This window comes from Sphingobium sp. YR768, from assembly GCF_900111125.1.
Taxonomy (GTDB): domain Bacteria; phylum Pseudomonadota; class Alphaproteobacteria; order Sphingomonadales; family Sphingomonadaceae; genus Sphingobium.
Map to the genome: position 1 here is coordinate 87,395 of NZ_FOGE01000013.1, position 25,597 is coordinate 112,991.

General features: G+C 62.0%; 31 protein-coding genes and 1 pseudogene. 22 read left to right on the plus strand and 10 right to left on the minus strand.

Annotated elements, in window-relative coordinates; genetic code table 11:
• Positions 1–31: 31 nt before the first annotated feature.
• The 6 genes from BMX92_RS15320 to BMX92_RS15340 all read right to left on the minus strand — a co-directional run bounded on the left by BMX92_RS15320 (position 32) and on the right by BMX92_RS15340 (position 4,243).
• On the minus strand, positions 32–772 hold the full coding sequence (locus BMX92_RS15320) for an SDR family oxidoreductase (protein ID WP_093018027.1): 741 nt from the start codon (positions 770–772) through the stop codon (positions 32–34).
• 54 nt (positions 773–826) lie between these two features.
• A complete protein-coding gene (locus tag BMX92_RS15325; protein ID WP_093018029.1) occupies positions 827–1,594 on the minus strand; it encodes an alpha/beta fold hydrolase in 768 nt (255 codons plus the stop codon).
• A gap of 67 nt (positions 1,595–1,661) precedes the next feature.
• Entirely contained in the window at positions 1,662–2,810 is a 1,149-nt protein-coding gene (locus BMX92_RS15330) for an alkene reductase (protein WP_256213452.1), read from the minus strand.
• Positions 2,811–2,932: 122 nt separating this feature from the next.
• Positions 2,933–3,067 (minus strand): hypothetical protein, encoded by a 135-nt coding sequence (locus BMX92_RS28055; RefSeq protein ID WP_256213453.1) that lies wholly within the window; start codon positions 3,065–3,067, stop codon positions 2,933–2,935.
• Between the two features lie 10 nt (positions 3,068–3,077).
• On the minus strand, positions 3,078–3,371 hold the full coding sequence (locus BMX92_RS15335; protein WP_093018031.1) for a putative quinol monooxygenase: 294 nt from the start codon (positions 3,369–3,371) through the stop codon (positions 3,078–3,080).
• 71 nt (positions 3,372–3,442) lie between these two features.
• Entirely contained in the window at positions 3,443–4,243 is an 801-nt protein-coding gene (locus BMX92_RS15340) for a type 1 glutamine amidotransferase domain-containing protein (RefSeq protein WP_093018136.1), read from the minus strand.
• Between the two features lie 115 nt (positions 4,244–4,358).
• Here BMX92_RS15340 and BMX92_RS15345 point away from each other — a divergent pair, with 115 nt between their 5' ends.
• The 7 genes and pseudogenes from BMX92_RS15345 to BMX92_RS27375 all read left to right on the plus strand — a co-directional run bounded on the left by BMX92_RS15345 (position 4,359) and on the right by BMX92_RS27375 (position 8,505).
• Entirely contained in the window at positions 4,359–5,261 is a 903-nt protein-coding gene (locus tag BMX92_RS15345) for a LysR family transcriptional regulator (protein ID WP_093018033.1), read from the plus strand.
• A gap of 295 nt (positions 5,262–5,556) precedes the next feature.
• Positions 5,557–5,724, plus strand: a pseudogene (locus tag BMX92_RS28060) (IS110 family transposase); the annotation flags it as partial.
• A gap of 291 nt (positions 5,725–6,015) precedes the next feature.
• A complete protein-coding gene (locus BMX92_RS15355) occupies positions 6,016–6,315 on the plus strand; it encodes an antibiotic biosynthesis monooxygenase family protein (RefSeq protein ID WP_093018037.1) in 300 nt (99 codons plus the stop codon).
• Between the two features lie 16 nt (positions 6,316–6,331).
• The gene (locus tag BMX92_RS15360) at positions 6,332–7,231 is read left to right on the plus strand and encodes an NAD-dependent epimerase/dehydratase family protein (RefSeq protein ID WP_093018039.1); all 900 of its coding nucleotides are present in this window, start codon (positions 6,332–6,334) and stop codon (positions 7,229–7,231) included.
• A gap of 45 nt (positions 7,232–7,276) precedes the next feature.
• On the plus strand, positions 7,277–7,861 hold the full coding sequence (locus tag BMX92_RS15365) for a carboxymuconolactone decarboxylase family protein (protein WP_093018041.1): 585 nt from the start codon (positions 7,277–7,279) through the stop codon (positions 7,859–7,861).
• Between the two features lie 267 nt (positions 7,862–8,128).
• Entirely contained in the window at positions 8,129–8,335 is a 207-nt protein-coding gene (locus tag BMX92_RS15370) for an AarF/UbiB family protein (protein WP_093018043.1), read from the plus strand.
• A 17-nt stretch (positions 8,336–8,352) separates the two neighbouring features.
• Positions 8,353–8,505: a hypothetical protein gene (locus tag BMX92_RS27375; protein ID WP_177185074.1), complete on the plus strand. Its 153-nt coding sequence runs from the start codon at positions 8,353–8,355 to the stop codon at positions 8,503–8,505.
• A gap of 268 nt (positions 8,506–8,773) precedes the next feature.
• On the opposite strand, the gene BMX92_RS15375 is transcribed toward BMX92_RS27375, so the two are convergent.
• Entirely contained in the window at positions 8,774–9,622 is an 849-nt protein-coding gene (locus BMX92_RS15375; RefSeq protein WP_093018045.1) for an oxidoreductase, read from the minus strand.
• Positions 9,623–9,671: 49 nt separating this feature from the next.
• On the opposite strand from BMX92_RS15375, the gene BMX92_RS15380 reads away from it, so the two are divergent.
• The 10 genes from BMX92_RS15380 (at position 9,672) to BMX92_RS15425 (ending at position 18,053) form a co-directional block, all read left to right on the plus strand.
• A complete protein-coding gene (locus BMX92_RS15380) occupies positions 9,672–10,271 on the plus strand; it encodes a TetR/AcrR family transcriptional regulator (protein ID WP_093018047.1) in 600 nt (199 codons plus the stop codon).
• Positions 10,272–10,448: 177 nt separating this feature from the next.
• Complete coding sequence (locus BMX92_RS15385; protein WP_093018049.1) at positions 10,449–10,748, plus strand: hypothetical protein; 300 nt, start codon at positions 10,449–10,451, stop codon at positions 10,746–10,748.
• 79 nt (positions 10,749–10,827) lie between these two features.
• A complete protein-coding gene (bdcA, locus tag BMX92_RS15390) occupies positions 10,828–11,541 on the plus strand; it encodes an SDR family oxidoreductase (protein ID WP_093018051.1) in 714 nt (237 codons plus the stop codon).
• Between the two features lie 269 nt (positions 11,542–11,810).
• Positions 11,811–12,314: a sigma-70 family RNA polymerase sigma factor gene (locus BMX92_RS15395; RefSeq protein ID WP_093018053.1), complete on the plus strand. Its 504-nt coding sequence runs from the start codon at positions 11,811–11,813 to the stop codon at positions 12,312–12,314.
• Positions 12,304–12,945, plus strand: coding sequence for an NrsF family protein (locus tag BMX92_RS15400; protein ID WP_093018055.1), 642 nt, complete (start codon positions 12,304–12,306; stop codon positions 12,943–12,945). The genes BMX92_RS15395 and BMX92_RS15400 overlap by 11 nt, the downstream gene beginning before the upstream one ends.
• A gap of 111 nt (positions 12,946–13,056) precedes the next feature.
• Positions 13,057–13,638: a DUF308 domain-containing protein gene (locus BMX92_RS15405; RefSeq protein ID WP_093018057.1), complete on the plus strand. Its 582-nt coding sequence runs from the start codon at positions 13,057–13,059 to the stop codon at positions 13,636–13,638.
• Between the two features lie 61 nt (positions 13,639–13,699).
• Entirely contained in the window at positions 13,700–14,125 is a 426-nt protein-coding gene (locus BMX92_RS15410) for an organic hydroperoxide resistance protein (protein WP_093018059.1), read from the plus strand.
• An 81-nt stretch (positions 14,126–14,206) separates the two neighbouring features.
• A complete protein-coding gene (locus tag BMX92_RS15415) occupies positions 14,207–15,592 on the plus strand; it encodes an FAD-containing oxidoreductase (RefSeq protein ID WP_093018061.1) in 1,386 nt (461 codons plus the stop codon).
• Positions 15,592–16,323 carry an aspartate/glutamate racemase family protein gene (locus BMX92_RS15420; protein WP_093018138.1) on the plus strand — a complete coding sequence of 244 codons (732 nt, stop codon included), beginning with the start codon at positions 15,592–15,594 and terminating at the stop codon, positions 16,321–16,323. Before BMX92_RS15415 ends, BMX92_RS15420 begins: the two co-directional genes overlap by 1 nt.
• On the plus strand, positions 16,320–18,053 hold the full coding sequence (locus BMX92_RS15425) for an alpha/beta hydrolase (protein ID WP_256213454.1): 1,734 nt from the start codon (positions 16,320–16,322) through the stop codon (positions 18,051–18,053). Before BMX92_RS15420 ends, BMX92_RS15425 begins: the two co-directional genes overlap by 4 nt.
• Here the strand turns inward: BMX92_RS15425 and BMX92_RS15430 are convergent.
• The gene (locus tag BMX92_RS15430) at positions 18,037–18,897 is read right to left on the minus strand and encodes a LysR family transcriptional regulator (protein WP_093018063.1); all 861 of its coding nucleotides are present in this window, start codon (positions 18,895–18,897) and stop codon (positions 18,037–18,039) included. The genes BMX92_RS15425 and BMX92_RS15430 overlap by 17 nt on opposite strands.
• A gap of 252 nt (positions 18,898–19,149) precedes the next feature.
• On the opposite strand from BMX92_RS15430, the gene BMX92_RS15435 reads away from it, so the two are divergent.
• The 4 genes from BMX92_RS15435 (at position 19,150) to BMX92_RS15450 (ending at position 21,872) form a co-directional block, all read left to right on the plus strand.
• A complete protein-coding gene (locus BMX92_RS15435; protein ID WP_093018065.1) occupies positions 19,150–19,449 on the plus strand; it encodes an EthD family reductase in 300 nt (99 codons plus the stop codon).
• A 106-nt stretch (positions 19,450–19,555) separates the two neighbouring features.
• Entirely contained in the window at positions 19,556–20,380 is an 825-nt protein-coding gene (locus BMX92_RS15440; RefSeq protein WP_093018067.1) for an oxidoreductase, read from the plus strand.
• Between the two features lie 93 nt (positions 20,381–20,473).
• Positions 20,474–21,280, plus strand: a complete 807-nt coding sequence (locus tag BMX92_RS15445) for an alpha/beta fold hydrolase (protein ID WP_256213455.1) — start codon at positions 20,474–20,476, stop codon at positions 21,278–21,280.
• A 61-nt stretch (positions 21,281–21,341) separates the two neighbouring features.
• Positions 21,342–21,872: a VOC family protein gene (locus BMX92_RS15450; RefSeq protein ID WP_093018071.1), complete on the plus strand. Its 531-nt coding sequence runs from the start codon at positions 21,342–21,344 to the stop codon at positions 21,870–21,872.
• Between the two features lie 284 nt (positions 21,873–22,156).
• Here the strand turns inward: BMX92_RS15450 and BMX92_RS15455 are convergent, their stop codons facing one another.
• Together BMX92_RS15455 and BMX92_RS15460 are read right to left on the minus strand one after the other, a co-directional pair.
• Positions 22,157–22,348: a hypothetical protein gene (locus BMX92_RS15455; protein ID WP_093018073.1), complete on the minus strand. Its 192-nt coding sequence runs from the start codon at positions 22,346–22,348 to the stop codon at positions 22,157–22,159.
• Positions 22,345–23,097 (minus strand): Crp/Fnr family transcriptional regulator, encoded by a 753-nt coding sequence (locus tag BMX92_RS15460; RefSeq protein WP_177185076.1) that lies wholly within the window; start codon positions 23,095–23,097, stop codon positions 22,345–22,347. The genes BMX92_RS15455 and BMX92_RS15460 overlap by 4 nt, the downstream gene beginning before the upstream one ends.
• Positions 23,098–23,488: 391 nt before the next feature.
• Between BMX92_RS15460 and BMX92_RS15465 the strand changes: the two genes are divergently transcribed.
• Positions 23,489–25,591 carry a catalase gene (locus BMX92_RS15465; RefSeq protein ID WP_256213456.1) on the plus strand — a complete coding sequence of 701 codons (2,103 nt, stop codon included), beginning with the start codon at positions 23,489–23,491 and terminating at the stop codon, positions 25,589–25,591.
• The last annotated feature ends 6 nt before the right edge of the window (positions 25,592–25,597 follow it).

Genomic DNA, 25,597 nt, shown 5'->3' on the forward strand with positions numbered 1-25,597 from the left:
GCTCCTGAGGACGGGGGGTGTGACTGGGCTGTCAGAAAGTCTGGCGAGTGGGGCGGATGACGATGGCGTTGATGTCGACATCGGCGGGCTGCTCGATCGCATAGGCAATGGCGCGCGCGACCGAACTGGCCGGGATCGCCTGCCGATAGAAGTCTATGACCGTGTCGGTCGCAGTGCCCGAGGTCCCGAGTTTGAGGTCGCTTTCCACAGCACCCGGCTCGATGGCGGTGACGCGCACCGTTTCGCCCACTTCCTGCCGCAGGCCTTCCGTGATCGCGCTGACTGCGAACTTAGTGCCGGAATAGACGGTGCCGCCCGGCGCGAAGACCTTGATGCCCGCCACCGAGCTCAGGTTGATAATGTGCCCGCTGTTCTGGGCAAGGAAGCGCGGGAGTGCCGCCGCGATCCCGTAGAGCGTGCCCTTGAGATTGACGTCGATCATCGCGTCCCACTCGTCGGTGTTGGCCTCGGCCATGGGGCGGATCGGCATCAGCCCGGCGTTGTTGATGAGCACGTCCAGCCGGCCGAAATCGGCGACAACATCGGCCACTACCGCTGCCACTTGCGCCTTGTCGGTGACGTCGAGCGTGTAGGCGCGGGCCTCGCCGCCGTCCGCCGCGATTTCGGCGACAACCTTGTCGAGCTTGTCCTTGCGGCGCGCGGCGATCGCCACCTTGGCGCCCCGGCTTGCGAGCAGGCGGGCGGTCTCGGCGCCGATCCCGGTGTTGCCACCAGTGATGAGAATGACCTTGTTTGCGATACCCTCAGTCATGTCGTCTTCCTTTTGCATGGAGTTGCGGGCGGCTTCCGGCCGCCCGCGGTTTGCTCAGCGGCTTGCGCGCGCTGCCTGCTCGATCACGTTGGCCACGGCGCGCGGCTGCGAGATGAAGACGGCGTGGCTGCCCTTGATCTCGGTCACGCTGGCACCGGCGTGGCGGTACATCGCGCGCTCGAGGTCGGGATTGATCATGCGGTCCTGCTGCGCGACGATCCCGTAGGCCGGCTTCGACTTCCACGCCGGAGCGGTGATGGGCGTGGACAGGATCGCCTTGTTCCACGGTACTTGCGAGATTGCCATGAACCGGGCCTGGGCAGGCGGCAGGTCGGCGGCGAAGTCGGCGGCAAAGCGGGCCGGGTCGATAAGCAGATAGCCGTCAGAGGTCGGGGCGATGCTCGTAGCGGCGGGCGGGTTCTTCTCGATCTGCGAGAGGATCGTATCGCCCTCGTCGGGCACGAAGCCAGCGACATAGACCAGGCTCGCGACGTGCAGGTTGTTTCCCGCCTCGGTGATGATCGCCCCGCCATAGCTGTGACCAACGAGCACGGCGCGGCCCTGAACACGGTCCAAGATACGGTTGGTCGCGGTGACGTCATCAACGAAGGAGGTTTCGGGCTCCTGGACGATGCTGACGGTGTAGCCGTCCTTCTCCAGGATCTCGGCGACCGGCTGCCAGCCCGACCCGTCCGCAAAGGCGCCATGGACGAGGACCACGTTGCGCACAGCGGGGGAAGCAGGCGCGGCAGGCGCGGCGGCGGCGAGGCCCGGGAATGCGATCAACGCAGCGGCTCCCAGGAAGGCATGGATAGTCTTCATCGTACATCTCCTGTGCAACCGACCTTGCGGGTGGCTGACTGTGGTGGGGATCAGGTGTTGGGAAGGATCAGGCGGCGGCCGAACGGACGTCTCTCGGAACGTAGGCGGGATAGTCGGTGAGGCCTTCCGCCCCGCCGCCATAGAGCGTCTCGGGACGCAGCGGATTGAGCGGCCAGTCATGGGCGATCCGCGCAGGCAAGTCGGGATTGGCGATGAACGGTCGGCCGAAGGCGACGAGATCGGCAAGACCGCTGGCGATCAGATCCTCGGCACGCTGCGCGGTGTAGCGGCCCGCATAGAGGATGCGCCCGCTGAAGGCCGCGCGAACCGCCTCTCGGAAGGAGGAGGGGAGGTCCGGCGCGTTGTCCCAATCGGCTTCCGCAATCGAGAGATAGGCGACGCCGAACTCTTCCAGCAGCTTGATCGCGGCGATGTAGGTCTGATGCGGATCGGGCTCGACCAACCCGATGTAGACGCGATCGACATCGGTGCTTTCGAACAGCGGGGTGAAGCGCACGCCTAGCCGATCCGCGCCGATGGCATCGGAGACCGCGGCGACGATCTCGCGCAGGAAACGCAAGCGGTTCTCGATCGAGCCGCCATAAGCGTCCTCGCGTCGGTTGGCGTGCGCCGAGATGAACTGGTTGACCAGATAGCCGTTGGCGGCGTGGATCTCGACGCCGTCGAAGCCGGCCGCGATTGCGTTGCGGGCTCCTTGGACGTAGAGCGACACCAGTTCGCAGATTTCGGCAACCTCGAGCGCGCGGGGCGGAGATGGCGCGACCAGTTCGCCGGTGCCGGGCGCTGTTTCGATGAAGGCCTTGACCTTCTCGGCCGGGATGGCCGACGGGGCGACCGGCGCGCCGCCGTGCAACTGGGCGTGCGAAACACGTCCGACATGCCAGAGTTGGGCGAAGATTACGCCACCTTCGGCATGGACGGCATTGGTCACTTCGCGCCACCCTGCGATCTGGGCTTCGCTGTAGATGCCGGGCGTCCAGGCATAGCCCTGGCCGCGCGGTTCGATCTGCGTGCCTTCGCTGACCATAAAGCCCGCACCGGCGCGCTGGGCATAATAGCGCGCCATCAGGGCGGTCGGAACGTCTCCGGGCTGGGCGGCGCGCTGGCGAGTCAGAGGCGGCAGCACGATGCGGTTGCGCAAGGTGTGCCGGCCGAGCGGGACAGGAGTGAACAGAGCGGGGTGGCGGGTCATCATGATCTCCTGGGAATACGTGGATCAACCGGTGCCTTTCGCAGGCGCGCGGCATTGCTCCTTCCGGTCCGGCGGCGCGGGACGGAGGCGATGGTCTGTTGCGGTCTCGTTGGATGGTGGCGGGGTTAACGCCCTGATCGCAGGCGTTGCGGCAACCCGAAGCGCCATGTCTGCGCCAGAAATCCGATCATCTGGATTTCTTCTGCGTAGAAGGGCTGCGCGAGCAACGCGGCGCCGATCCAGTGCTTCAGGCTGCGCATCGCGACCTCCTTAGGCCGAAACGGGATCGAGGACGAAGGCAGTCCGCTCGGCAAGATCGCCGATCGCAGCGAGATAGTCCTGGAAGTGCGGGGTCGCGCGGTGCGCGGCGACCGCGTCAGAGTTGGTGTAGAGCTCGTCCAGCACGAAGCGCGTGGGCTCACTCTGATCCTGCCAGAGATCATAGCGCAAGTTGCCCGCTTCCGCCCGGCTCGGGACGAGCATGCCGTCGAGCAGAGTACGGAGCTGATCGGCCGCGCCAGCACGTGCGGTCAGTACGGCAACGATCTTCACAGGGTTGGTCATAGAGGTAATCCTTGATGAATAGGTGGGCTTGGTGGCGCGCATCCGCAGCGCGCCACTTGTCATGCGTGTGCTCATGCCGCCGGCGGCGGGCCGCCGAGCGCCGCGATCATGGCCTTCGCGACCGCGTGATCGGAGGCGGGGTTCTGACCGGTGATCAGTTCGCGATCGACGACCACGTTGGCGGCGAAATCTTCAGGAGCAGCCGAAACCTCGCCACCTGCCAGCCGCAGGGCCTTGGGCATGTCGAAGTACAGTTCGCCCTTCAGCAGGTGCTCTTCGGCAATCTTTTCCTCGCTCGCCGAGAAGACCGTCATGCGGTAGCCCGCATAGATCCAGTCCTTGGCAAGGTCGGCCGCCTTGGCGTCGTCGCCCTCGATCAGGGCCGCCCTGTACGCTGCCGGGTCGGCCAGGGCGGCAACGACCGCGACAGGGCCATGGCAGAGCAGCCCGGTCGGCTTGGCCGCCGCATGGAAGTGGCGCAGGATGGCGCCAGCCTCGCTGCTCTGCATCAGGTCGACCGCCGGAGCATGGCCGCCGGGGACGAACACGCCTGCAAACTTGTCCAGACCCTGTTCGATGACCAAGGCCAAGGTGTGAACCTCGTTCATGGCCGGGTGCTCGGCAAAGAAGTCCCGGGCGCGCTCATAGGCGGCCTGGTCGTCCCCGAAATGCTGCACCGTATCCGATGCTTCGTCGATGTGCGGCTTGGTGCCGTCGAGCGTGGCGAGCACGACATCGTAGCCCGCCTCGATCAGCGCCATTGCGGGCACCACCGTCTCGTTCAGATACTGGCCGATCGTGGCCGAGCCGCCGCCGCGCAGTTCAATCTGCGTAGCGTTGGATCCGAGGAAGAGCACTTTCGTATTGATCATCTGAGCCTCCATTGTCTCACCGCATTCGCTGCGGACGAGTGGAAAATGGCCCATTCCGACATATTCCAGAAGTTTATTGTCTTGATGTCAGATATACGCTCTAGAGCATGTCTGTATGCGATACGACCTTAACCTGCTCCCGATCTTTGTCGCCCTGATGGACGAGCGCAGCGTTACGCGCGCGGCCGAGCGCGTCGGGATGACGCAACCGGCGCTATCCAACGCGCTCTCGCGGCTGCGATTGATGCTGCAGGATCAACTGTTTATCCGTGAGCGGTACGGGATTCAGCCTACTGCCGTCGCCCTGGAACTCGCACCCGCGATCGCCGATGCGCTGGCGAAGCTGGATGATACGGTGCTGGGCCAGCAGGGCTTCGATCCCGCCAAGGCGGAGCGGGTTTTTACGATAGCGCCCAACGGCTACGTCGAGTTCGTGCTCATCCCCGCCATCGTCGCTAGGCTCCAGCAAGTCGCGCCCGGCATCAAGCTGCGGCTGACGCCCTATGGCAACGATCTGGTCGAGACCGGCGTCGTCTCGGGCACCACCGCGCTGGTACTCGGTCGCATCGTCGATCCGCCCGACAATCTTGTCGTCCAGCACCTGATGGACGAGAGCCTCGCCTGTGCTGTGCGGGCGGATCATCCCACTGTCGGCGATGCGATGACCCGCGTGCAGTTCGAGGCGCTCAAGCACGTCAATATCATACCGCCAGGGCGGATGCGCGCGGGGCTGTTCCAGGCGCTCGCACAGCAGGAAGTCAAGCGTGAGGTGGCGATCTCGGTGACCAATTTCTTCGCGGTCGCCGAGATGGTGGCCGTCACCGACTATTGTGCAACGCTTCCGTCTTTGATCTGCAGGCGGCTGCAACAGGATCATCGCCTGAAGATCCTTGCCGCACCGGTAGATCTGGGCACGTTCCCGGTCGAGATGGCTTGGCATGTGCGATACCGACAGGACCCGGCTCATCGCTGGTTGAGAGGGCTGGTCGCAGAGGTCGCGCGAGAGTTGTCGGCCTAGAGTTACCCCCTCCGAGCACTCCCCTTCAGTCTGGTCAATGAGACGGCTAATCGTGCGGGTGTCGGCTCTTCGCGGAAGCCGACATCCGCCGATCATGGTGGGAACGACGGCCCTTTCCCACGACGCGGCGTTCGGCTTTCGGCAGCACGCGACCAGAGCACGAACATGACGTAATCGCGGGAGCGCCGGCCGTTGGCCAGATGCACGGGATTACTGGAAGGTTGGTTGCACCCCGATAAGATGAAGAACGGGCTCACGATTTTGGACCGGGCCCAGCATCATATGGAGGACAACCGTGCAACAGCATATAGGACTCGACGTCTCCCTAAAAGACACTTCAGTATCGTTTCGTCAGAACGGCAAGCGCATTTGGCGTGGCAAGTGTGCATCCGACCCGAAGCTTGTCGCAGAAGTGATCCGAAAGCGCACACCGAAAGCAAAGCAAGTGGTATTTGAGACCGGACGCGGCAAAGCCACCTAACGTGCTGGGCAGGCGCTGGCTGAATCGGTCAACAATGTGCACCGCGGCGTAACAGGCAAAGACCCCGTAGTCGTTATCGTCACATATGCCGGCGCGCACGGGCAGCCGCTATCAGTTCTGGTAGGTGCCCAAGGCAAACCCGGTCACTGAGCCGAAGCTGTAGACAAGGAGATAGTGTCCTCCTTGTCTACAAATAGTAGAATGATGGCGTCTTTTGTCGGCTCTCGACGGCCCCCATATCCTCCTTGGCCCCCACCGGGCAAAGGAGCTTGAATGATTTACGAAGTTGCCAACGTCCTGATTAAGAGCGGCATGGGCCAGCAATTTGAGCAGAGCTTTTTGCAAGCGCTACCGCTGTTCAAGCGTGCAGCCGGTTGCAAGAGCGCGCGCCTTGAGCGGTCAGTCGAAGACCTTGATCGGTATCTGATCGTCATCGGTTGGCAAACCCTGGACGACCATGTCGTCGGATTTCGGACGTCTGACGATTACGCTCTTTGGCGCGCGTTGGTCGGCGACTTTTTTGCGGCCCCGCCGCTCGTGGATCATACCGAAGTCATCGTCTCAGGCTTTTGACAGATAAGGATCGAGCGTGAAGATTTTCGTTACCGGCGCCAGCGGCTTTATCGGCGGATCCTTTGCGGCAGAAGCCGTGCGACGTGGCCACCAGGTTCGCGGCCTAGTGCGTTCGCAGCAAAAGGCCGAGGCCTGCGAGGCATTCGGCATCGTACCAGTCCATGGCACGCTGACCGATCACGAGCTGCTGGCTGCGGAGGCATCCGCTGCAGACGCGGTGGTCAATGCTGCAAGCAGCGACGATCGCCCCGCCATCGACGCTTTGCTGAAGGCGCTTGCCGGGTCCGGCAAGGCTCTCCTCCACACCAGCGGCAGCAGCATCGTGGCGGACGACGCCAATGGCGAGCCGAACGATATCGTGATCGACGAGGATCATCTCCCCGCTCCTACGAAGGACAAGGCCGCGCGCGTGGCATTGGATCAGACGATCCTGTCGCAACCTGGCATCCGCTCCATCGTCCTTTGCAATTCGCTGATATTCGGCGATGCGCTGGGACCAGATGCACGGAGCGTTCAGCTTCCGCTGCTGATCGACTTTGCGCGAGAAACAGGGCAAGCCGCTTATGTCGGACGCGGCCTGAACCGTTGGTCCACCGTGCATATCGCCGACGTGGTCGATCTCTATCTACTCGCCTTGGAACACGCGTCTGTAGGTACGTTTGCTTTTGTGGAAAGCGGCGAAGCATCTTTTGCGGACATGGCACGTTCCATCGCAGCCGGGTTTGGCCTGGGCGATCCTGTATCCATAACGCTTGACGTAGCGGAGGCCCGCTGGGGGCGCGCACGCGCCCGATATTCGCTGGCGTCGAACAGCCGCGTTCGCAGCCTGCGGACGCCGGGGCTGGGGTGGGTGCCTGGCAGAACGTCCGTCCACCAGTGGATAACGGACCATCTCGCGACCGCGCCGATGGGCTGAGGTTGGATCTGGCATTCTTCTGCTTTATTTTTCAAGGAAATCGATATGACTAAATCATCGCAAGTGAACGACATGATCAGCTCGAAGGTAGAGATCGAATTCCCCGATTTTTCGACACTTCCCGATGCCGTTCAAAAGAAGTTCGAAGACCAACCAACGAAGGTGAATTTCTTTCGCATGTTGGGTCATAGCGCAGGCGCCTTTATCCCGGTCATGGATCTCACCAACGCAATCTTCCGCGACCTGACGATTTCCGATTATCACAAGGAGCTGTTGGTCCTCATGGTCGGTGCCCATGCAAGCGTGGCCTATGAATGGGAACAGCATGTCTCCATCGCCCAGGCCGCAGGCGTCCGCCCCGAACAGTTCATCGCGATCGCCGAAGATCAACTCAATGATACCGGAGCATTTAGCGACGATGAGCGCGTGCTTCTGCGCTTCGGCAAAGCCGTTCTTGAAAAGGGCAAGGCGCCCGGCGTGCTACTCAAGCATGCGTTGCGGCACTTCTCGATTCAGGAACTCAGCGATGCCATCATCGTCCTGGGCTATTATCGGATGATCGCCGCGCATATCCAGACCTTCGACATCCCGATTGACGCCCAAACAGACGGTGACTGGATCAAGGGATGAACGTGGGAAGGTAAGTAGATGATCAAGACCGTTCTTGTCCGCGCTCGCGACCGACATCGGTTAGCGGAGATCCTTTAGGTCGCATCGAAGTTCGGTTTAGGCGCATTGCTCGTCCGTCTCGGGATCGGGCACCTAGAGGTAGCGGGGACAGTTGTTGCGGCCCCTTGATCATTGCCGACGCGCACGCGCCTCGTGCTGGAGGCGCTGGGTCCGACCTTCATACAGTTCGGACATCATCGACACGTGCGGTGATTTGCTCTCGCCCCAGTGGACAGCCGAACTGGACAACTTCAGAGTAGGGCGCCGACGCTGCCCTTCGTCGAGTTCCGTCTGGCGGTGAAAGAGGGCTTCGGGCAATCGCCGGAATCGGCGTTTGCCCATTTCGATCCCGAGCCGCTGGCCGCGGCGTCGATGGCGCAGGTCCACCGCGTGATGCTGGCCGATGGTCACGCAGTCGTGCTGAAGATCCGTTGACGGGATCTCGCCGCGCGATGGCGACATGTTGTCGCGCCGCCGGGATCAACCCGGCGACGATCGCCCAGCTCGGCGCCGACGTGGTGTTGAGCAACGGACAATTCCATGCCGATCCCACGCCACAGGAATGCCCGGTATCGGTTAAGAAGCCGCCGTTCGCGGAGGCTTAGTGAACAGCGGCTTTGTCCCACTTGCCGCCTACTAATGTCGACCCATCCTTGCCGTTCAGCCGCCAAAATTCGACACCTAGGTGCGGACCGGCAGCTAACCCGGCAGATGTCGACCAGATTACGACGTTCTGTAACGGCGATCTGAATGGCAGATTTTGCCAAACCCCGTCGCCTACTTCATGAAAATCATTCTGGCGGCGACGCGACTGAAATCTAACCTACTCAGGACACAAATGATCGTTAGGGATACCGAAGCTTCGTCGCCATCTCAGTTGGCCTCGAAGCCGGTCGACCGGGAAAGCGCCTCCCAGCGAGCAACCTCTGCCCGCATATCGTCCAGCTTCTGATCAACCAATCTGAGGGCATCTTCGCCCAGGAACAATCGAACCGGCGGGTTCTTGTCCTCGACGATCCTCAGCAATGCTTGCGCCGCCTTGGCCGGATCGTTCGGCTGGTTGCCGCTCTTGGCCTGTCGCGCAGCCCGTATAGGGTTCATCACCGCGTCATAATCCGCGATGCTGCGCGGCGTTCGATCCATCGAGCGGCCAGCCCAGTCGGTGCGAAACTGCCCGGGTGCCAGCGTCGTAACTTTTATGCCGAACGCTGCGACCTCCTTGCCCAGCGCTTCGGAAATCCCCTCCAGCGCAAACTTACTGCCGCAATAGAAGCTGATCCCGGGCATCGTGATGAACCCGCCCATCGAGGTCACGTTAACGATATGCCCGCGACGACGCGTACGCATACTAGGCAACACCGCCTGCATCATTGCCACCGGGCCAAACACATTCGCGGCAAACTGCCGCTGGAGATCATCCATCGACGATTCTTCAAGCACGCCTTCATGGCCGTAGCCCGCGTTGTTCACCAATACATCGACAGGACCGACATCGCGCTCGGCTGCGGCTATCGCCAACGGAATGGAAGCGAAGTCTGTCACGTCCAGCAGCAGCGGGCTCGCGCGGTCCGGTGCGAGAGAAACGAAAGCATCCGCGTCTTCCTGGCGCCGCACCGTCCCGATGACTCGGTGACCGGCCTCCAAGGCGCCTTGAGCAAATGCTCGGCCCAGCCCAGAGCTGACGCCGCTTATGAGAAAGATTTTTTGGCTATCGTCGGTCACGCGTACACTCCTGCAGGACAAAATAATTATATCATGATATAGATGTGCGATGAGTGAAGACAAGATGGAAACAGGTACGAAGCGTCGGGGCGAGCCCGTGCGCCAGGGCGTGCTCGATGCGGCAGAGCGTCTACTGCGTGACGGCAAGGCAGAGTTCTCGATGCGTGAGCTCGCCTCGGAAGCGCGGGTCAGCTTCGCGACGCCATTCAATCAGTTCGGCAGCAAGCCGGCGATCATGCACGCGCTGTCGGGGCGACGGATCGACTCGATGATGACGCGCTTCGATGCGGCGCCGCAGCCGGCGCTTGCCGCCGATCGTGTAGCGCTCGCCATCAACATTGCGGTCGCGGTCATGCTCGACGAGCCGATCGTGAACCGCGCGGTCATGGCCTGGATCGGGACTGGCAGCACGGCGTCGGGCGAAGTCAGATCGAATTCCACCGCCCTATGGGCCCACGCGCTAGGCGACGGAACAGGCCTAGCTTCGCTCCGCCGGGATGAGGCATGCCGCATCCTGCCTGGACAACTCGCGCTCGCTTTCCGAGGAGCGCTGTCCTTCTGGACCGCTGGCGAACTCGCCGATGAGGAACTCGGCCCAGCTGCGCGGCAGATCGCCGACACCCTGCTTCGAGCATATTATTGCGACTAGAAAGCGGAGTTGAAGCGCTGGAGGCGTGCGTGCAACGGAAAACTCCGCTTCTTGTGTGACGCCGCCGTTCGCGCCGCGGGCCGAACGAACGGTCTGGCGAACTACTTACAATGTTGAACAGAGACAATTCAATCCTGTCAGTTCACGATCATTTGCGATCAGCCCATATGCTCGCCGATGACACATGCAACACTCATCGTCACCTGCAGCGGCGGCACCTATTTCGATCGCGACCATTATGTCGATGTCCACCTGCCGCTGGCGCTTGCCTGCTGGCAGCGGCACGGGCTGGAGAGCGCCTCCGCCTTCTTCCCACGTGATGCCAACGCCGCGGATGTTTCCGTGGGCATCTATCGGTTCCGCGACGAGAACGCGCTGCACGCCGCACTCGCTTCAGCCGAGACGGAGGCCGTGACGGCCGACGTTCCCCGCTTCACGGACGCAACGGTGTCGCGGATCGTCGGCACTCCACTCTGATCGCGCCGGTTGCGCTAAACGCAAAGCGGACCGCAACGACACTGGCACATTACTTCCTTTCTCCAATCTTGGGACAAGCATGATGACATTCTCCAATCGCAAGATATTTGTCGTCGGCGGCAGCCGCGGCATCGGTGCCGCGATCGTGCGGCGTTTCGCTGCTGCCGGCGCAACGGTGGTATTCACTTATGCCGCCTCCGCTAGCGCGGCCGACCAACTCGCAGTCGAAACCGGCGCGCAGGCACTCCGTGCGGATGCGGGGGTGCGCGACGAGATCATTGCGGCAATCCGTGACGCCGGCCCGATCGACATCTTCGTTTACAATGCCGGTCTGCTGGTGTTCGGCGATCCGCTGACACTCAATGCCGACGAGGTCGACCGCATGATCGACGTTAATGTACGCGGTGCCTATTTCGGCAGTGTGGAGGCGTCGCGCCTGATGCCCGAAGGTGGGCGCATTCTCGTCATCGGATCCGACACCGCTGACAGCATGCCGTTCCCCGGACTTGCCGCCTATGTACTAACCAAGGCGGCGATGCAGGGCATGACGAGCGGTCTGGCACGCGACCTGGGTCCGCGCGACATCACGGTCAACGTGATCCAGCCAGGCCCTACCGATACCGACATGAACCCGGCGGATGGTCCGCGTGCGGCCGACATGCTCGGGCCGATGGCAATAAAGCGCTATGGCACCGCCGACGAGGTCGCGAGCCTGACGCTCTATCTCGCTGGCACGCAAGCACGCGGAATCACGGGTGCCATGCATACGATCGACGGCGGCTTCGCAGCCTGACTTCGGGCATTCACCCACGCGGCCAAGTAGAGGACGCCGACATGAACATTAAGCCCGCCAGCGTCAGCGTCTACGTTCCCTATCGGGGCACGATCAGGACCCGCATCGAAAAAAGTTCGACATGGAGTGACCGAGATCAGGAAGCAGGCGAATAAGAGATCATGCGCTCGGACTTCCTCTCGAGATTGATCTCAAAGCCTGCGTCGGACAAGGCACCGGCCAGTCGCGAGCGTCCGTCCAGAAACGCGCCAGACGGCTGGAGCAGTCTGATGGTGGCTGCGCAGGATGGCCACGGCGGCGCCTATCGGCGGCTGCTCGGAGAGATGTCCGACTGGCTCACGCGCTACTTCCAGCGGCGGCTGCCACCAGGCGACGTGGACGACGCGGTGCAGGAGACTTTGCTCGCGATACATAGGCGGCGTCACACTTATGATCCGCAATACCCAGTGGGCCCGTGGCTGGCGGCCATTGCCAAGAACAAATGGGTCGACGAACTGCGCAGCCTGGCGCGACGCCCCGTGGACGAACTGCCCGAGGACGTAGCCGTCGGCGACCACGAGGCTTCGGTGGTCAGCAGCTCGGTTCTGGCAAGCCTGCTCGACGAGCTCCGGCCCGCGCAGGCCCAGGCGATCCTGCTGGTCAAGGTGCAGGGCTACAGCGTCGAGGAGGCATCGGGCCAGATCGGCCTCTCCGTCTCCGCCGTGAAGATGAACATCCACCGCGGGCTCGCACGCCTGACGACAATCATTGAGAAGACCCCCGATGTCGAGTGAATCCCTAATCTCCAACCTTTCGTCCGACCTCGGGCCCGTACAGCGCCGCAGCATGATGCGTGAAGGTGGGCTCGTCCTCGCGCTGGGCGCCGCGGAGCTCGCGCTGTTCCTGGGCTTGGGCGTAATGCGCCCGGACATGAGCCACATGGTTGGCTCTCCGTATCTGATGTGGCGGGTGGGAAGCCTCGGTTTACTCGCGGTGATCGCCTGCGTGCTGGCGATCCGGTCTTTTTCGCCGACGGCGCGGCCGCGTCAGGGGCTAATGCTCGCTTGCGCGCTTGCGGTCGCGGCGATCGTTGGAGGCGCGTTTGTTACACCCGACGGCGCGAGCGAGCGTGCGCTGCTTGATCGCATCGATCCGGCCCACGGCATGCTGTGCGCCATGTCGATCTTCGTCCTCTCGCTGCCGATCGTCGCGCTGCTCGGCGCCTTGATGCGGCGGGCTGCGCCGACCCAGCCACGACTGAGCGCTCTTGCCTCCGGCATAGCCGCTGGCGCGTGCGGAGCCTTCGTCTTCGCCTTCTGTTGCCCCTTCAACGATCCGCTCTACGTGGTGGTCTGGTATACCATCGGGTGCGCCGCAGTGGCGGGCGCAGCACGATGGCGCCTGCCGCGACGCTTCCGCCTCTAACCAGCACCAACGCGGCGATTCCGAGCCGCACACCGCTTGAACCGCAGACCACCAGCCCACCCGGTTTTCGGGACGGAAGAAGTGCGCCTGTATGACAGAAAGGAAAATGCCATGAAGACCATCTCCGACGCGAAGGCCGCAGATCGGGACTGGCTCAAGACCTACTATTATCTTCGCTTCGCGGTGTCCGCCATCTGGGTCGCGCTCGCCTTCACGGTCGCAAAGGCTATGCCGCCGCTGGCTGCGGTGATGCTAGTCGTCTATCCCGCCTGGGACGCGCTGGCGAACTATCTCGACGCCAGTCGGAGCGGTGGCCTGACGCGCAACAAGACCCAGATGCTGAACTTCGTCGTCAGCATCGCGACTGCGGTCGCCGTCGCCGCAACCCTGCCGCAGGGCATGCATGCGGTCCTCCAGATCTTTGGCGTATGGGCGGTCCTCTCAGGCCTGTTCCAGCTCCTGACCGGGGCACGCCGCTGGAAGTCCTATGGCGCGCAGTGGGCCATGATCCTGAGCGGTGCCCAGTCGGGACTCGCCGGGGCGCATATGCTCAGCAAGGCCGCTGGCACGGCGTCGGTCAGCATCGCCGACATCGCGCCCTACGCCGCCTTCGGCGCCTTCTACTTCCTCATCTCGGCAGTCTCACTGACCATCAGCGACGCGCGCCGGCGCTCGAAGGCCTTCGCGGCCTGACGCGAGTCCCCATCACCTTCGGCGCAGGACTGCCTGCGCCGACCCATGACAGGATTGAACCATGTCTCTCGACGTAAAGTATCGGACCTCCGCCACCGCGAATGGGGGCCGCGACGGCCGGACCCGTACCGAGGATCGGAAGCTCGACCTCCAGCTTTCCACGCCGACGGAACTCGGCGGCCCGGGCGGCGAAGGGACCAACCCGGAACAGCTGTTCGCGTCAGGTTACGCCGCATGTTTCCTCAGCGCCCTGAAGTTCGCCGCGCACCAGCTCAAGCTGCGGGTGCCGACGGGTGCGGCGGTGACGGCGACCGTGGGGATCGGCATGCGTAGTGAAGGCGGCTTCGGTCTGGATGTCGAGCTTGCCGTTGCGCTGCCGGGCGTGGAGCGTGCTGACACCCGGCGTCTGGTTGAGGCGGCTCACCAGACCTGTCCCTACTCCAACGCCACGCGAGGCAACATCGACGTGCGTCTCAGCGTCATCTGACCTTGACGCGCCTGCCCAAGAGCAGGCCTGTTTCCTTACCGGACGGCGCTTCGCCTTACGGACATTACGAGGTGGACCCACATGCGCAGTTTCGACGCAATCATTATCGGCGCCGGCCAGGCGGGTCCCGCGCTCGCCGGCCGCCTGAGCGATGCCGGACTCTCAGTCGCCATCATCGAGCGCCATCATGTTGGCGGCACATGCGTCAACACCGGCTGCAGGCCGACCAAAGCGCTCGTGGCGAGTGCTTATGCGGTCCACACCGCTCGTCGGGGCGCTGACTACGGTTTCAGCGTTTCTGGGCCGATCGACGTCGATATGAAGGCGGTGGCGGCGCGGGCGGATAGGATCATTCGCGATGGGCGGGCGGGTAACGAGAGCTGGCTGTTCGGCATGGCCAACGTCGAGCTTATCAGAGGACATGCGCGCTTCGATAGTTCCGGCGTCGTCACCGTCGATGGGGAACGACTGACCGCACCGCGCATCTTCATCAACGTCGGCGGCAGGGCCGTGGTGCCGGACATGCCCGGCGCGGACCAAGTGCCGATGCTCACCAACACCGACATCGTCGCGCTCGACACGCTTCCCCGGCATCTGGTGGTGATCGGCGGAAGCTACATAGGGCTGGAGTTCGCCCAGATGTATCGGCGCTTCGGCGCCGAGGTCACGATCGTGGAGCGGATGGACCGGCTCATTGCGCGGGAGGACCCCGACGTGTCGGATGCCGTCCGACAAATCCTCGAGGCCGAGGGCATTACGGTCCGGACCGGTGCGGACTGCATCGGCTTCGCCCGCAGCGGGGATGATGTCGAGGTGCGGGTGGACTGCGCGGAGGACGCGCAGCCCGTCGTCGCAAGCCACGTCCTGGTGGCGGTCGGGCGACGGCCGAACACCGACGGCCTCGGGCTCGAGGCCGCCGGCGTGGCAGTGGATGCACGCGGCTATATCACCGTGGACGACAGGCTGGAGACCAGCGTCCCGGGCATCTGGGCACTGGGCGACTGCAACGGCCGGGGCGCCTTCACGCACACCGCCTACAACGATTTCGAGATCGTCGCGGCCAACCTTCTGGACGGCGAGGATCGCCGTGTCAGCCAGCGTCTGCCGGGCTACGCGCTTTACATCGATCCTCCGCTCGCGCGGGTGGGCATGACCGATGCCGAGGCGGCCAGGAGCGGACGACGGCTACTCCATTCCAAGCGGCCGATGTCCCGCGTCGGCCGCGCGTTGGAGAAAGGCGAGACCCAGGGGTTTATGAAGGTGGTGGCTGACGCCGACACCCGCCGCATCCTCGGCGCGGCGATATTGGGAACGAGCGGCGACGAGGCGATCCACGGCATCCTCGACATGATGAATGCCGACCAGCCCGTCGATCAGCTTCGTTGGGCGGTGCCAATCCATCCCACCGTGTCGGAACTGATCCCGACCTTGCTACTCGATCTTCAGCCCTGGACGGGAGAGGCATGATGCGCATGATCGGTCTGATCGGAGGCATGAGCTGGGAGAGCTCGGCGGAATATTATCGCCTCCTCAACGAAGGCGTTCGTGCGCGCCTGGGCGCGACCGCTTCGGCCCGTTGCCTGCTATGGTCGTTCGACTTTGCGGAAATCGAGGCGCTGCAACATGCCGGCGACTGGAGCCGCCTTACCGAGCAGATGGTGGACGCCGCACGGCGGTTGGAGGCGGCCGGAGCGGACCTGCTGCTGATCTGCACTAATACCATGCACCAGATGGCGCCTGACGTGCAAAGCGCGGTTCGCATTCCGCTGATCCACATCGCCGATCCCACTGCGGAACGGATCGTGGCCGCCGGTTTGCGAAAGGTTGGGCTGCTCGGCACGGCGTTCACGATGGAGCAGGACTTCTACAGGGGACGCCTGACCGAACGCTACGGTCTGGACGTGATCGTTCCCGATGAGGACGACCGCGCGACCGTACACCGGATCATCTATGAGGAACTTGTCGCTGGACGCATCGAGTCCTCGTCGCGCGAGGCCTTCCGGGCAGTGATCGCGCGTCTTGTCGGGGCTGGCGCCCAGGCAGTGATCCTTGGCTGCACCGAATTCATGCTGCTTGTCGGGCAGGAGGACAGCTCCGTGCCGATCTTCGACACTACGGCCATCCATGCGGCAGCGGCGCTCGATCAAGCGCTGGTGACCGTCCAAGATATTAATGAAGCGCAGCGAACGGCAGAATGAAGAGCGAGAATATGGTCGAGATCAAGCCGCGCGGCGGGGCATTGTCGAAGGCGACCCGCCTTACCCTCGCGTCGGCACTGGCGTCGCTCCTCATCGGCGCTGGGGAGCCCGAAACTCGCTTCGCCGTGACGCTCCAGCCGGACCTCGTCAAAGATGCGAGCGGCCGGCTGCTGGTGTTCGCCGTGCCGGCGACGCGCGAGAACATGGCAAGCAACGCAGTCGACTTAGAGCGCGAAGGAGGCGTCTCGGTCGTGGCGCGCGACGTGCCGAGCTTCGGTGCCAGCCGCTCAGTGACGATCGATACGCTGACAGGGGCCTTTCCCAAAAGCTTTGCGACGCTGGCGCCGGGCAGCTACCGCGTGCAGGCGGTGCTTGATCGCAACGGGGACTACAACTTTGCCGGCCGGGGACCGGGCGACCTTATCTCCAAGGTCGTCACCGTACACTTCCCGCTTCCCTCGATGCCGATCATACAGCTCGATCACGCGATGCCAGCGGAGACCGGCCAGTTCGACACGACCGGGCTGCCGCCCGTCGCTGCGGAGCAGATCGCCGCATCCCGTCCGCATCTTCACGATGAGGAAATAGCATCCAAAGTGCTGACGCGCTTCGGTGGTAAGAACGAGGCCGTCGCTGCGTGGGTGCTGACCCCGCCGGGATACGATCCCACGTCGCGAACGACCTATCCTACCGTCTATACGGCAGGTACGTTCGGCGCGGGGCACAAGCTGGCCGGCCAGCAGCTTTCCCGCATGTGGCACCTGATGGAGACCGGGGCCATGCCGCCGATGATCTGGGTCGCTCTCGACCATTCCTCCCCGACTGGCACGACCGAGTTTGCCGACAGCGTAAATAACGGCCCTTGGGGAGAGGCGCTGGTCGAGGAGGTTATTCCCGCGCTCGAGGCCAAATACAGGATGGACGCCAAACCTTCCGGCCGCTTTCTGACCGGGCACAGCTCTGGCGGCTGGTTCGCACTCTGGGCCATCGTCCGCCATCCGCAACTTTTCGGCGGCAGCTGGACTACGGCGCCTGATCCGGTCGACTTCCACGACTTCCTGGGTGTTAATCTCTACGCGCCAAACGCGAACATGTACCACGCCGCGGACGGCAAGCCGCGCCCGCTTGAACGCGATCATGACAAGGTGCTTGGCAAGATTGAGGAAGCTGCTCGGCTGGAGAGCGTTCTCGGTCACAGCGGCGGACAGCTCCGCTCGTTCGAATGGGTTTTCTCTCCACGTGGCCGGGACGGCGAGCCCGCCTTTCTGTTCGACCGGGAAACCGGCGCTGTCGATCCCGCCGTCGCGGCCTATTGGCGTGAGCGATACGACATCGGGCACTGGATCGAAGCCGACTGGCCGCGCTTGGGCAGGCACCTGGACGGAAAGGTTCATGTCGTGGTCGGAACCGCCGATTCCTATTACCTCGACGGTCCAGTGCGTCGGCTCGATGCCGCGTTTCGCAAGGTCGGCGGCCGCGCCGACTTCCGCTACGTGCCAGGCGCGACGCACAGCATGGCGATGCTCTACGCGAATGACGGCGACCGCAACGCATTGTGGAAGGAAATGTCGCGCGCGATGTATGCGGTAGCCAGACCCGGCCAGTTCTGGGGCGCGCTTTCTCCCGCCGCCGTCACCGCGAAACCGTCCGCGCAAGCGCCAGCACTGAAATTGGAGTTTACTCCGAAAGCTTCGGGCATTTCCGGGCCGGACATCATGCGGTCGCGTTGACGAGATGGTCCGATACCGTCGAGATGAAGGCGCGAAGACGCTTAAGTCGCCGCAGGTCCCGGTGATATCCCATCCAGATGTCTCGTGAAGGCGGCGGCGTCGGCACTTCCAGTCTGCGGATACCCGGGATCTGATTGCCGACCACGTGGGGCAGGACGGCAATGCCGACGCCTTGCCTGCACATGCGCCCCTGCACGTTTCGGTTGTTCGATCTCAGCACCGGTCTTGCGTTGGGGTAACTCTCGATAAGCCACGCGATGTCAGGGAAATGGCCTGTGGAAGTGTCATGGGTGATCAGCCGGCAATTTGTCCCATTGCCATATTCGGGATCGGGCGCCTCCTCCGCGATGTAGACGCCATATTCGAGCCTAAAGAGCCGTCGCTGAACGACATCAGCCGTGTTGAATGGAACGATGCGAAAGGCGATGTCGGCTTCCCGCTGAGCGAGGCTGAATTGGCGCGTGCCGGTGAGAACCTCCACATCGACATTGGGATAGGCTTTCGAGAAATCCGCCAGGATAGGCGGAAGAACATAGGCTCCAAACCAGTCCGCCGATGAGATGCGCAGACTGCCCTTGAGATCCTGCTCCTGCCCCGCGAGCCGGCGCTGCATGGCCAGCGCACCTTCTTCCATCTGCTCGGCCAGCGCGATGATCCCATGGCCCTCTTCGGTCAGAACAAAACCGTCTGCCGTGCGCTGAAAGAGCGTGTGACCGATCGCCTGCTCAAGTGCGCGGAGCCGCCTACCAACGGTTGGATGGCTTGTCTGAAGCGAACGCGCTGCACCGCCGAGCGTGCCGGACCGCGCAATGGCAAGAAAGATTCTGACGTCACTCCATTCCATCGCGACCGCTTACACAAAACTGAACGTGGATAGTACAGTTATGTCAGTTCAAGAACAAATCTAAACATCTAGATTCATGCCATCGTCAGGAGGTGCTTCCTTAGCTGGATTTCACCCGCTCCATGAGGGCGGCCGCTTGGATGACCTGGCTGTGAAGCCCGAGGGAAGCTCACCGGGACTAAACAAAAGATTTTCGGAGCAGCGGCAGAACGCAGCGGCCCGCTCCGATGCTTTTAAATGAGGACTTCGATAATGATCACGATGCTGGTGACCTATGCGGGCGATGAACAAACGCCGTTCGACCGAGATCATTGGATCAATGTGCACTTCCCGCTCGTGCGAGACAGCTGGGGACCGTACGGGCTGGTCAGCGCCGGCGGGTTTTTTCCGCAAGGTGATGGCGCCGGGCTCATCGCGATTGGCGTCGTCAACTTTCTTGACGCGGCCGCCATGGAAGCGGCGCTCAATTCGCCTGAGACCGCCCGGGTCATGGCTGACGTCAACATCGTTACCGCCCTTAAACCGCAGCGCAGCCTCTTGAAGCCGCTCTAAGCAGCGCGTCGGTGCGTGTCGATTGCGTCAATTACTGGCCTCTCGAGGTCTGCGCCGGACGCCCCGGTCCGCGACTGCAACGTTTGAAAACAAGGGAGAAGAAGTTATGAAAACGTGGCTTATCACAGGCTGCTCAAGTGGCTTTGGCCAGCGGCTCGCCCTCACTGCAGCACAACGCGGCGATCGGGTCATCGCGACGGCGCGCAATGTCAGGACGATCGAGGAAATGGCCGAGCCTTTTGACGGGCGCATGGCCACCTTGCCTCTCGACGTGACCGATCCGGCGGCGGTCAAGGCAGCAGTCGAAAAGGCAATCGAGACCTTTGGCGGGTTTGACGTGCTCGTGAACAATGCCGGCTACGCACTGTTCGGGGCGATCGAGGAGGGCTTGCCCGAGGAATATCGGCCGATGTTCGAGGTAAACGTCTTCGGCCTGATCGAAACCACAAGAGCCGCGCTGCCCGTCCTGCGACGTTCGGGAGGCACAATCGTCAACATGTCGTCCGGTGCCGGCATCGAGGGCCGCGGCGGCGGAGGCTATTACCACGCCGCCAAGTTTGCGGTGGAAGGGATTTCCGAGGCGCTCGCCGACGAGCTCAAACCGTTCGGCATTCGCGTGCTGATCGTCGAGCCTGGGCCGTTTCGCACCGATTTTCTTGGCCGTTCGATCAGTATGGTAGCCAACGAGATGCCGGAATACGCCGCTAGCTCGCGCAAGCACTATCGCGAAACAAGCAATGGCAATCAGGCGGGCGATCCCGATAAGGCGATCGCGGTGATCCTGCAGGCCGTCGACGCCGATGACGCCCCGCTCCATCTGCCGCTCGGACCGGCCGCGCACGCGATCGCCGAGCGAAAATTGGCGGCCTTCCGCAGCGATATCGACGCCTGGCGCGAGATCACGATCGCCACCGACTTCGACCAGCCCTGAACGCTGGCAGCGAGCTCTCTTTGTACGCCAACATCTGACTGGAAAGCGACCGTGATCGCAGCTTTGAAGGGATTTACCCAGCAGCTGGTGCCGGTGAATGGCATCAAGATCAACGCTGTCACCGGAGGCTCAGGCCCGCCAATCCTGTTGCTTCACGGCTGGCCAGAAACATGGTGGGAATGGCACCATGTGATGCCGTTGCTGGCCGAGCATTTCAGCGTGGTGGCCATCGATCTGCGCGGCGCGGGCTTTTCCGACTGTCCGCAGGGCGGCTATGACAAGGCGACGATGGCGCGCGACGCGCACGAAGTCATGGTTGCCTTTGCGCATGAGCGCTACGCGGTGTGCGGGCATGACATCGGCGGAATGGTCGCCTTGCCGCAGGCCGCCATCTATCGGCAGGCTGTTACTCACCTGGCTGTCCTCGACGTTCCGCTTCCCGGCTGGACTGGATGGGAGGCGACGATCGCCAAGCTCTGGCACTTCAGCTTCCATATGAACCGCGATCTGCCCGAGCGCCTGATCCACGGCCGGGAATATGACTATGTTTCGACCTTCATGGCAGAGCGGTTCTTCGATCACAGCACCTTCAATTCGACGAACATCGAGATCTACGCCAAGGCGATGGCGCTTCCTGGCCGCACGCGCGGCAGCCTGGAATGGTATCGCACCCTAAACGTCGACCATGCGGCTGCGCTCGAGTACAAGAGGCAACCGCTCGAGATACCGGTGCTTGGCCTAGGTGGGGATCAGCGCTTCGGCACGCAGATGGTGCCGATGTTAAAGGAGTTCGCCACCAATGTGACGGGCGGCTCAATCGCGCGGTGCAGCCACTATGTCGCGGACGAGAGGCCGAACGAAGTCGCGGCCGCTCTGATCGATTTCCTCAAGGCCAGTTGAAACTCTGCGCCCTCGCCGTCGTGGGCCGGGCCGACCCAATAAACTAAGAATGGAGACTGTCATGACCACACCCGTCATTCGCGGCGTCAATCATATCGGCATCACGGTGCCCGACATCGAAGCAGCAAAATCGTTCTTGGTGAAAGCTTTTGGTGGCCAGGTGATCTACCAGTCCTTCGGACCGCAGGATCCGCCACGGCAGGGACCCGAATTGGAGCGGGCCGTCGGCGCTTTCCCCGGAACGGTCGTGCGCGCGCAGGCGATGGTCAAGATAGGAACCGGACCGGACATCGAGCTCTTCGAAATGCACGGCCCCGAGCAAGCCCAGCCGATTCGTGCGAGCGATTTCGGCATCACGCACTTCGCGCTCTACACCGATGATATCGACGCGGCGGTCGCGCGCTTCGAGAAAGCGGGCGGTACCCCGCTAACGGCGCCGCGCGGCATCCCCTATGCGACCGAAAAAGGTCCCGGTAACAAGGTCTGCTATTGCCGCATGCCATGGGGTACGACGATGGAATTCATCACCACGCCAGACCGCATGGGCTATCATGACCAGACGGATCTGCGCAGGTGGCAGGACGAGGACTGAGCAAGGCGCAAAAAGGGATCCGCATGAATTCAATGGCGGTGATTTGGCGTTATTGCAGCAGTCTGCACCTCGTTTGCGCGTTCGCGATCAGTGATACGTTTCTGGCGAATGTCCGCTGTCCGCGCGAGCCGCCATTCGGGGTGGTTCCGTTGTACGCCGGCTTTGTTCCGAAGGACGGCCTTCTCAAGACGACCCTTTGTTGCCACTTAGCCGAGGCTTTTTGATCTCCAGTTACGGACGGTCAGCTCTCGCGGAGCAATTCCTCAAGGTACCTGACGTTACGATCATGCCATATTATCGGCCTGCCGGTCCGCGATCTCGGCAGCCGAAATCAGACTATCTCCGGTTTTTCGCGCCGCGTCTGCCGTCATTGTAATCGCAACGCCATTTGGACCGTCCAAAATGACCAGGCCATCTTCTGCGCTCGCATTTCCCGGCTCACTTAAAGGCTGGGGAGTATTGGAAATTTCTATCATGTAATGGGCCTTGGGCATGAGGATGGAACTTCGGCGGATTGCAGATCGATATAAAGATAGGCCGGATTGAACTGACCCACAGCAGCCAATTTTTCAGGGTCCAAAATCTCCACCAGAGACGAACGAAAAACACATAGTCTCTCCTCGCGCAGCTGGCGCAGAACGCGGTTGATATGCACATTTGTCAGTCCACAGATTTCAGCCAGATCAGACTGGATAAGACCAAGCGCGAAGCGTCGACCGTCGCTCAGGCCTGCCGACATAAGGCGGACGTTCGTCTCGCTAATGAAATGCGCGACCCGACCTACCGCATCAAGCCGGCCGAGCCGAAATAGCCACGCACGATGGATCGCGGCATCGATCAATGTGGAAAACCATAATTTGCGTGACAATGCAGGCAGGTCTTGCGTGATCGTTTCCAACGCGGAATGCGGCACTATCGCGACGGTAGCAGCCGTCATCGTAGCCACATCATGGTCGAGTATCTTCAACGGGAATGCATGAAGATCGACAAAATCGCCCGGCACATGAACCGCAACGAGCTGCCGCAAGCCGTTGCGATCGTCGATATAGCGGGACATGAAACCTTCAAGCAGCAATATGCTTTGGCTCAACTCCTCACCTGCCACCACGACATTGGTCCGCGGCGGCAACGTCTTGATCTCACCGATGGCCGTTTCGAGCCGCGCCCGCTCCTCAATCTCAAGGTGCACGCCGCGCCTGTGTCTGAGAAACCGCTCGGTGAACATGAAGGCCTGATCCTGTCAAAATGAAGAAATCGCTCCAGCGGATGCCAGTGCGAAGCTATAACGGGCCGCGCGCCTGGCCGTTGCTTCGCTGATCCCCACAATCGTGATGACACAGGTTAATTTACGATCCGACCTGGCAACTTCGCGCAGCGCTGCCTGTTCCTGACTGCATCTCTACCGTCGTCAGGGCTGCCATCGTCCGATCCATTCGGCTCCAGCCCTCATCGCGATAATCGCCAATTAGATGAGGATGATCATGGCCAAAACTCCACCGCCGTCGAAATCCAGCAAAGCCAAGGTAAGCGTCAAAGCGAAAGCCACAGCTGCCGACTTGTCTTCTTCAGACATCGGTGGAGAAAGTCCTGAGAAGGCCCCTGCACTGCCCGCCGATGTGGCGATAACGCCCACCTATAGCGAGGCTCAGGGCAGCGGTGGGGAAACCCATCAGGTCGCGGGCGGCGACATCGCAACCCTCACGACCCAACATGGCATACCGGTGGCCGATGATCAGAACAGCCTCAAACAGGGCGCGCGCGGACCTGCCCTGCTTGAGGACGCGCATTTCCGCGAAAAGATGTTCCATTTCGATCATGAACGCATTCCCGAGCGCGTCGTCCACGCGCGCGGATATGGCGCGCACGGTTATTTCGAACTGACTGAGAGCCTGGCTGACGTCACGCGCGCCGATGTGTTTCAACGGGTCGGAGAGCGTACCCCCGCGTTCGTCCGCTTCTCAACGGTTGCAGGTTCAAAGGGATCGCCCGACCTTGCCCGCGATGTTCGCGGCTTTGCAGTCAAGCTCTACACTCAGGAGGGCAATTGGGATCTGGTCGGCAATAATATCCCTGTCTTCTTCATTCAGGATGCCATCAAATTCCCTGACCTCATCCATGCCGCCAAGCCCGAACCGGACCGGGACTTCCCCCAGGCGCAGACCGCCCATGACAATTTCTGGGATTTCATCAGCCTGACCCCCGAGAGCATGCACATGATCATGTGGATCATGTCCGATCGGACCATTCCGCGCTCGCTTCGGACGATCGAAGGCTTTGGCGTCCATACCTTCCGGTTCGTGGACAGTGAAGGCAAGTCCACCTTCGTCAAGTTCCATTGGAAGCCCAAACAGGGGCTGCAATCTGTAGTCTGGAACGAGGCGGTGAAGATCAACGGCGCCGACCCCGATTTTCATCGTCGCGACCTTTGGGATGCGATCAATGCTGGCGATTTTCCTGAATGGGAATTGGGTGTCCAGCTTTTCGATGACGCTTTTGCGGATAGTTTCGACTTCGACATTCTCGATGCGACCAAGCTCATTCCGGAGGAACTGGTGCCGGTTCGTATCGTCGGACGGCTGGTGCTCGATCGTGTCGTCGACAATTTCTTCGCCGAGACAGAGCAGGTTGCATTCATGACGCAGAATGTTCCGCCGGGCATCGATTTCTCGAACGATCCGCTCCTGCAGGGACGCAACTTCTCCTATCTCGATACGCAGATCAAACGCCTGGGCAGCACCAACTTCACCCACCTGCCCATCAATGCCCCCAAATGTCCGATGGCCCATTTCCAGCAGGACGGTCATATGGCCATGCACAACCCCAAGGGCCGCGTGAACTATGAGCCCAATAGCTGGGGGGCTACCCAAGGTGGCCCCCGCGAAGACCCGACGCGCGGCTTCACCAGCTTTGCCGAAACGGCCGATGGGCCGAAACAGCGTGTGCGGTCGGAGAGTTTTGCTGATCATTATAGCCAGGCTCGGCAATTCTTCATCAGCCAGGCTCCGAGCGAACAGAAGCATATCGGCGATGCCCTGGTGTTCGAACTATCGAAGGTCGAGCGGCCCGACATACGCTCGCGCACCGTGTCTCATCTCATCCATGTCGATGCGGCGCTAGCTGAGACGGTCGCCGATGGGCTTGGTATCGGTCTGCCTGAAGCCGCGGTCGCCGCACGCGCCCCTATCAATGATCTGCCACCCTCCAACTCGCTGAGCATCGTCAAAAATGGACCCGACAGCTTCAAGGGTCGCAAGCTTGGTATATTGCTGAGCGATGGCAGCGATGCAGCCATCTTCAAAGCGCTGCTCAAGGCTATCGATGATGAAGGCGCGGTATATGAAGTGATTGCGCCAAAGATCGCAGGCGTGACCTTGTCCGACGGCACTATAGTAGCGGCCAAACATAAGATCGATGGCGGACCTTCCGTCCTGTTCGACGCGGTCGCTATTCTGGTGTCTCCGAAAGGCGCTGCTTCTCTGGCTCTTGACGCAGCTGCCAGGGATTTTGTGACCGACGCCTTTGCCCACTGCAAATATATCGGCATCGGCAAGGACGCCGAGGCCATATTCGTCAAGGCCGGCATAGCGGAAGATCTGGACGAGGCCTGCCTTCCGATCGCGAAACCATCCGACGCCAAGGCGTTCATCCAGGCTTGCAGGGCCCTGCGTCACTGGCCCCGCGAAGCCGCCGTCGATCTGGATGCTCAGCCGGAAAGCTGAGCTTTT

Excerpts from the sequence above, each read along its gene's own strand:
- BMX92_RS15395 (WP_093018053.1), top strand. The coding sequence starts at position 11,811 with ATGGTGGCTGCGCAGGATGGCCACGGCGGCGCCTATCGGCGGCTGCTC.
- BMX92_RS15450 (WP_093018071.1), top strand. The coding sequence starts at position 21,342 with ATGACCACACCCGTCATTCGCGGCGTCAATCATATCGGCATCACGGTG.
- BMX92_RS15330 (WP_256213452.1), bottom strand. The coding sequence starts at position 2,810 with ATGATGACCCGCCACCCCGCTCTGTTCACTCCTGTCCCGCTCGGCCGG.
- BMX92_RS15440 (WP_093018067.1), top strand. The coding sequence starts at position 19,556 with ATGAAAACGTGGCTTATCACAGGCTGCTCAAGTGGCTTTGGCCAGCGG.
- BMX92_RS15455 (WP_093018073.1), bottom strand. The coding sequence starts at position 22,348 with ATGATAGAAATTTCCAATACTCCCCAGCCTTTAAGTGAGCCGGGAAAT.
- BMX92_RS28055 (WP_256213453.1), bottom strand. The coding sequence starts at position 3,067 with ATGCGCAGCCTGAAGCACTGGATCGGCGCCGCGTTGCTCGCGCAGCCC.
- BMX92_RS15460 (WP_177185076.1), bottom strand. The coding sequence starts at position 23,097 with ATGTTCACCGAGCGGTTTCTCAGACACAGGCGCGGCGTGCACCTTGAG.
- BMX92_RS15325 (WP_093018029.1), bottom strand. The coding sequence starts at position 1,594 with ATGAAGACTATCCATGCCTTCCTGGGAGCCGCTGCGTTGATCGCATTC.
- BMX92_RS15425 (WP_256213454.1), top strand. The coding sequence starts at position 16,320 with ATGAAGAGCGAGAATATGGTCGAGATCAAGCCGCGCGGCGGGGCATTG.
- BMX92_RS15320 (WP_093018027.1), bottom strand. The coding sequence starts at position 772 with ATGACTGAGGGTATCGCAAACAAGGTCATTCTCATCACTGGTGGCAAC.
- BMX92_RS15415 (WP_093018061.1), top strand. The coding sequence starts at position 14,207 with ATGCGCAGTTTCGACGCAATCATTATCGGCGCCGGCCAGGCGGGTCCC.
- BMX92_RS15340 (WP_093018136.1), bottom strand. The coding sequence starts at position 4,243 with ATGATCAATACGAAAGTGCTCTTCCTCGGATCCAACGCTACGCAGATT.
- BMX92_RS15435 (WP_093018065.1), top strand. The coding sequence starts at position 19,150 with ATGATCACGATGCTGGTGACCTATGCGGGCGATGAACAAACGCCGTTC.
- BMX92_RS15385 (WP_093018049.1), top strand. The coding sequence starts at position 10,449 with ATGACACATGCAACACTCATCGTCACCTGCAGCGGCGGCACCTATTTC.
- BMX92_RS15345 (WP_093018033.1), top strand. The coding sequence starts at position 4,359 with ATGCGATACGACCTTAACCTGCTCCCGATCTTTGTCGCCCTGATGGAC.
- BMX92_RS15430 (WP_093018063.1), bottom strand. The coding sequence starts at position 18,897 with ATGGAATGGAGTGACGTCAGAATCTTTCTTGCCATTGCGCGGTCCGGC.
- BMX92_RS15365 (WP_093018041.1), top strand. The coding sequence starts at position 7,277 with ATGACTAAATCATCGCAAGTGAACGACATGATCAGCTCGAAGGTAGAG.
- BMX92_RS15355 (WP_093018037.1), top strand. The coding sequence starts at position 6,016 with ATGATTTACGAAGTTGCCAACGTCCTGATTAAGAGCGGCATGGGCCAG.
- BMX92_RS15335 (WP_093018031.1), bottom strand. The coding sequence starts at position 3,371 with ATGACCAACCCTGTGAAGATCGTTGCCGTACTGACCGCACGTGCTGGC.
- BMX92_RS15405 (WP_093018057.1), top strand. The coding sequence starts at position 13,057 with ATGAAGACCATCTCCGACGCGAAGGCCGCAGATCGGGACTGGCTCAAG.
- BMX92_RS27375 (WP_177185074.1), top strand. The coding sequence starts at position 8,353 with ATGGCGACATGTTGTCGCGCCGCCGGGATCAACCCGGCGACGATCGCC.
- BMX92_RS15380 (WP_093018047.1), top strand. The coding sequence starts at position 9,672 with ATGAGTGAAGACAAGATGGAAACAGGTACGAAGCGTCGGGGCGAGCCC.
- BMX92_RS15400 (WP_093018055.1), top strand. The coding sequence starts at position 12,304 with ATGTCGAGTGAATCCCTAATCTCCAACCTTTCGTCCGACCTCGGGCCC.
- BMX92_RS15410 (WP_093018059.1), top strand. The coding sequence starts at position 13,700 with ATGTCTCTCGACGTAAAGTATCGGACCTCCGCCACCGCGAATGGGGGC.
- BMX92_RS15420 (WP_093018138.1), top strand. The coding sequence starts at position 15,592 with ATGCGCATGATCGGTCTGATCGGAGGCATGAGCTGGGAGAGCTCGGCG.
- bdcA (WP_093018051.1), top strand. The coding sequence starts at position 10,828 with ATGATGACATTCTCCAATCGCAAGATATTTGTCGTCGGCGGCAGCCGC.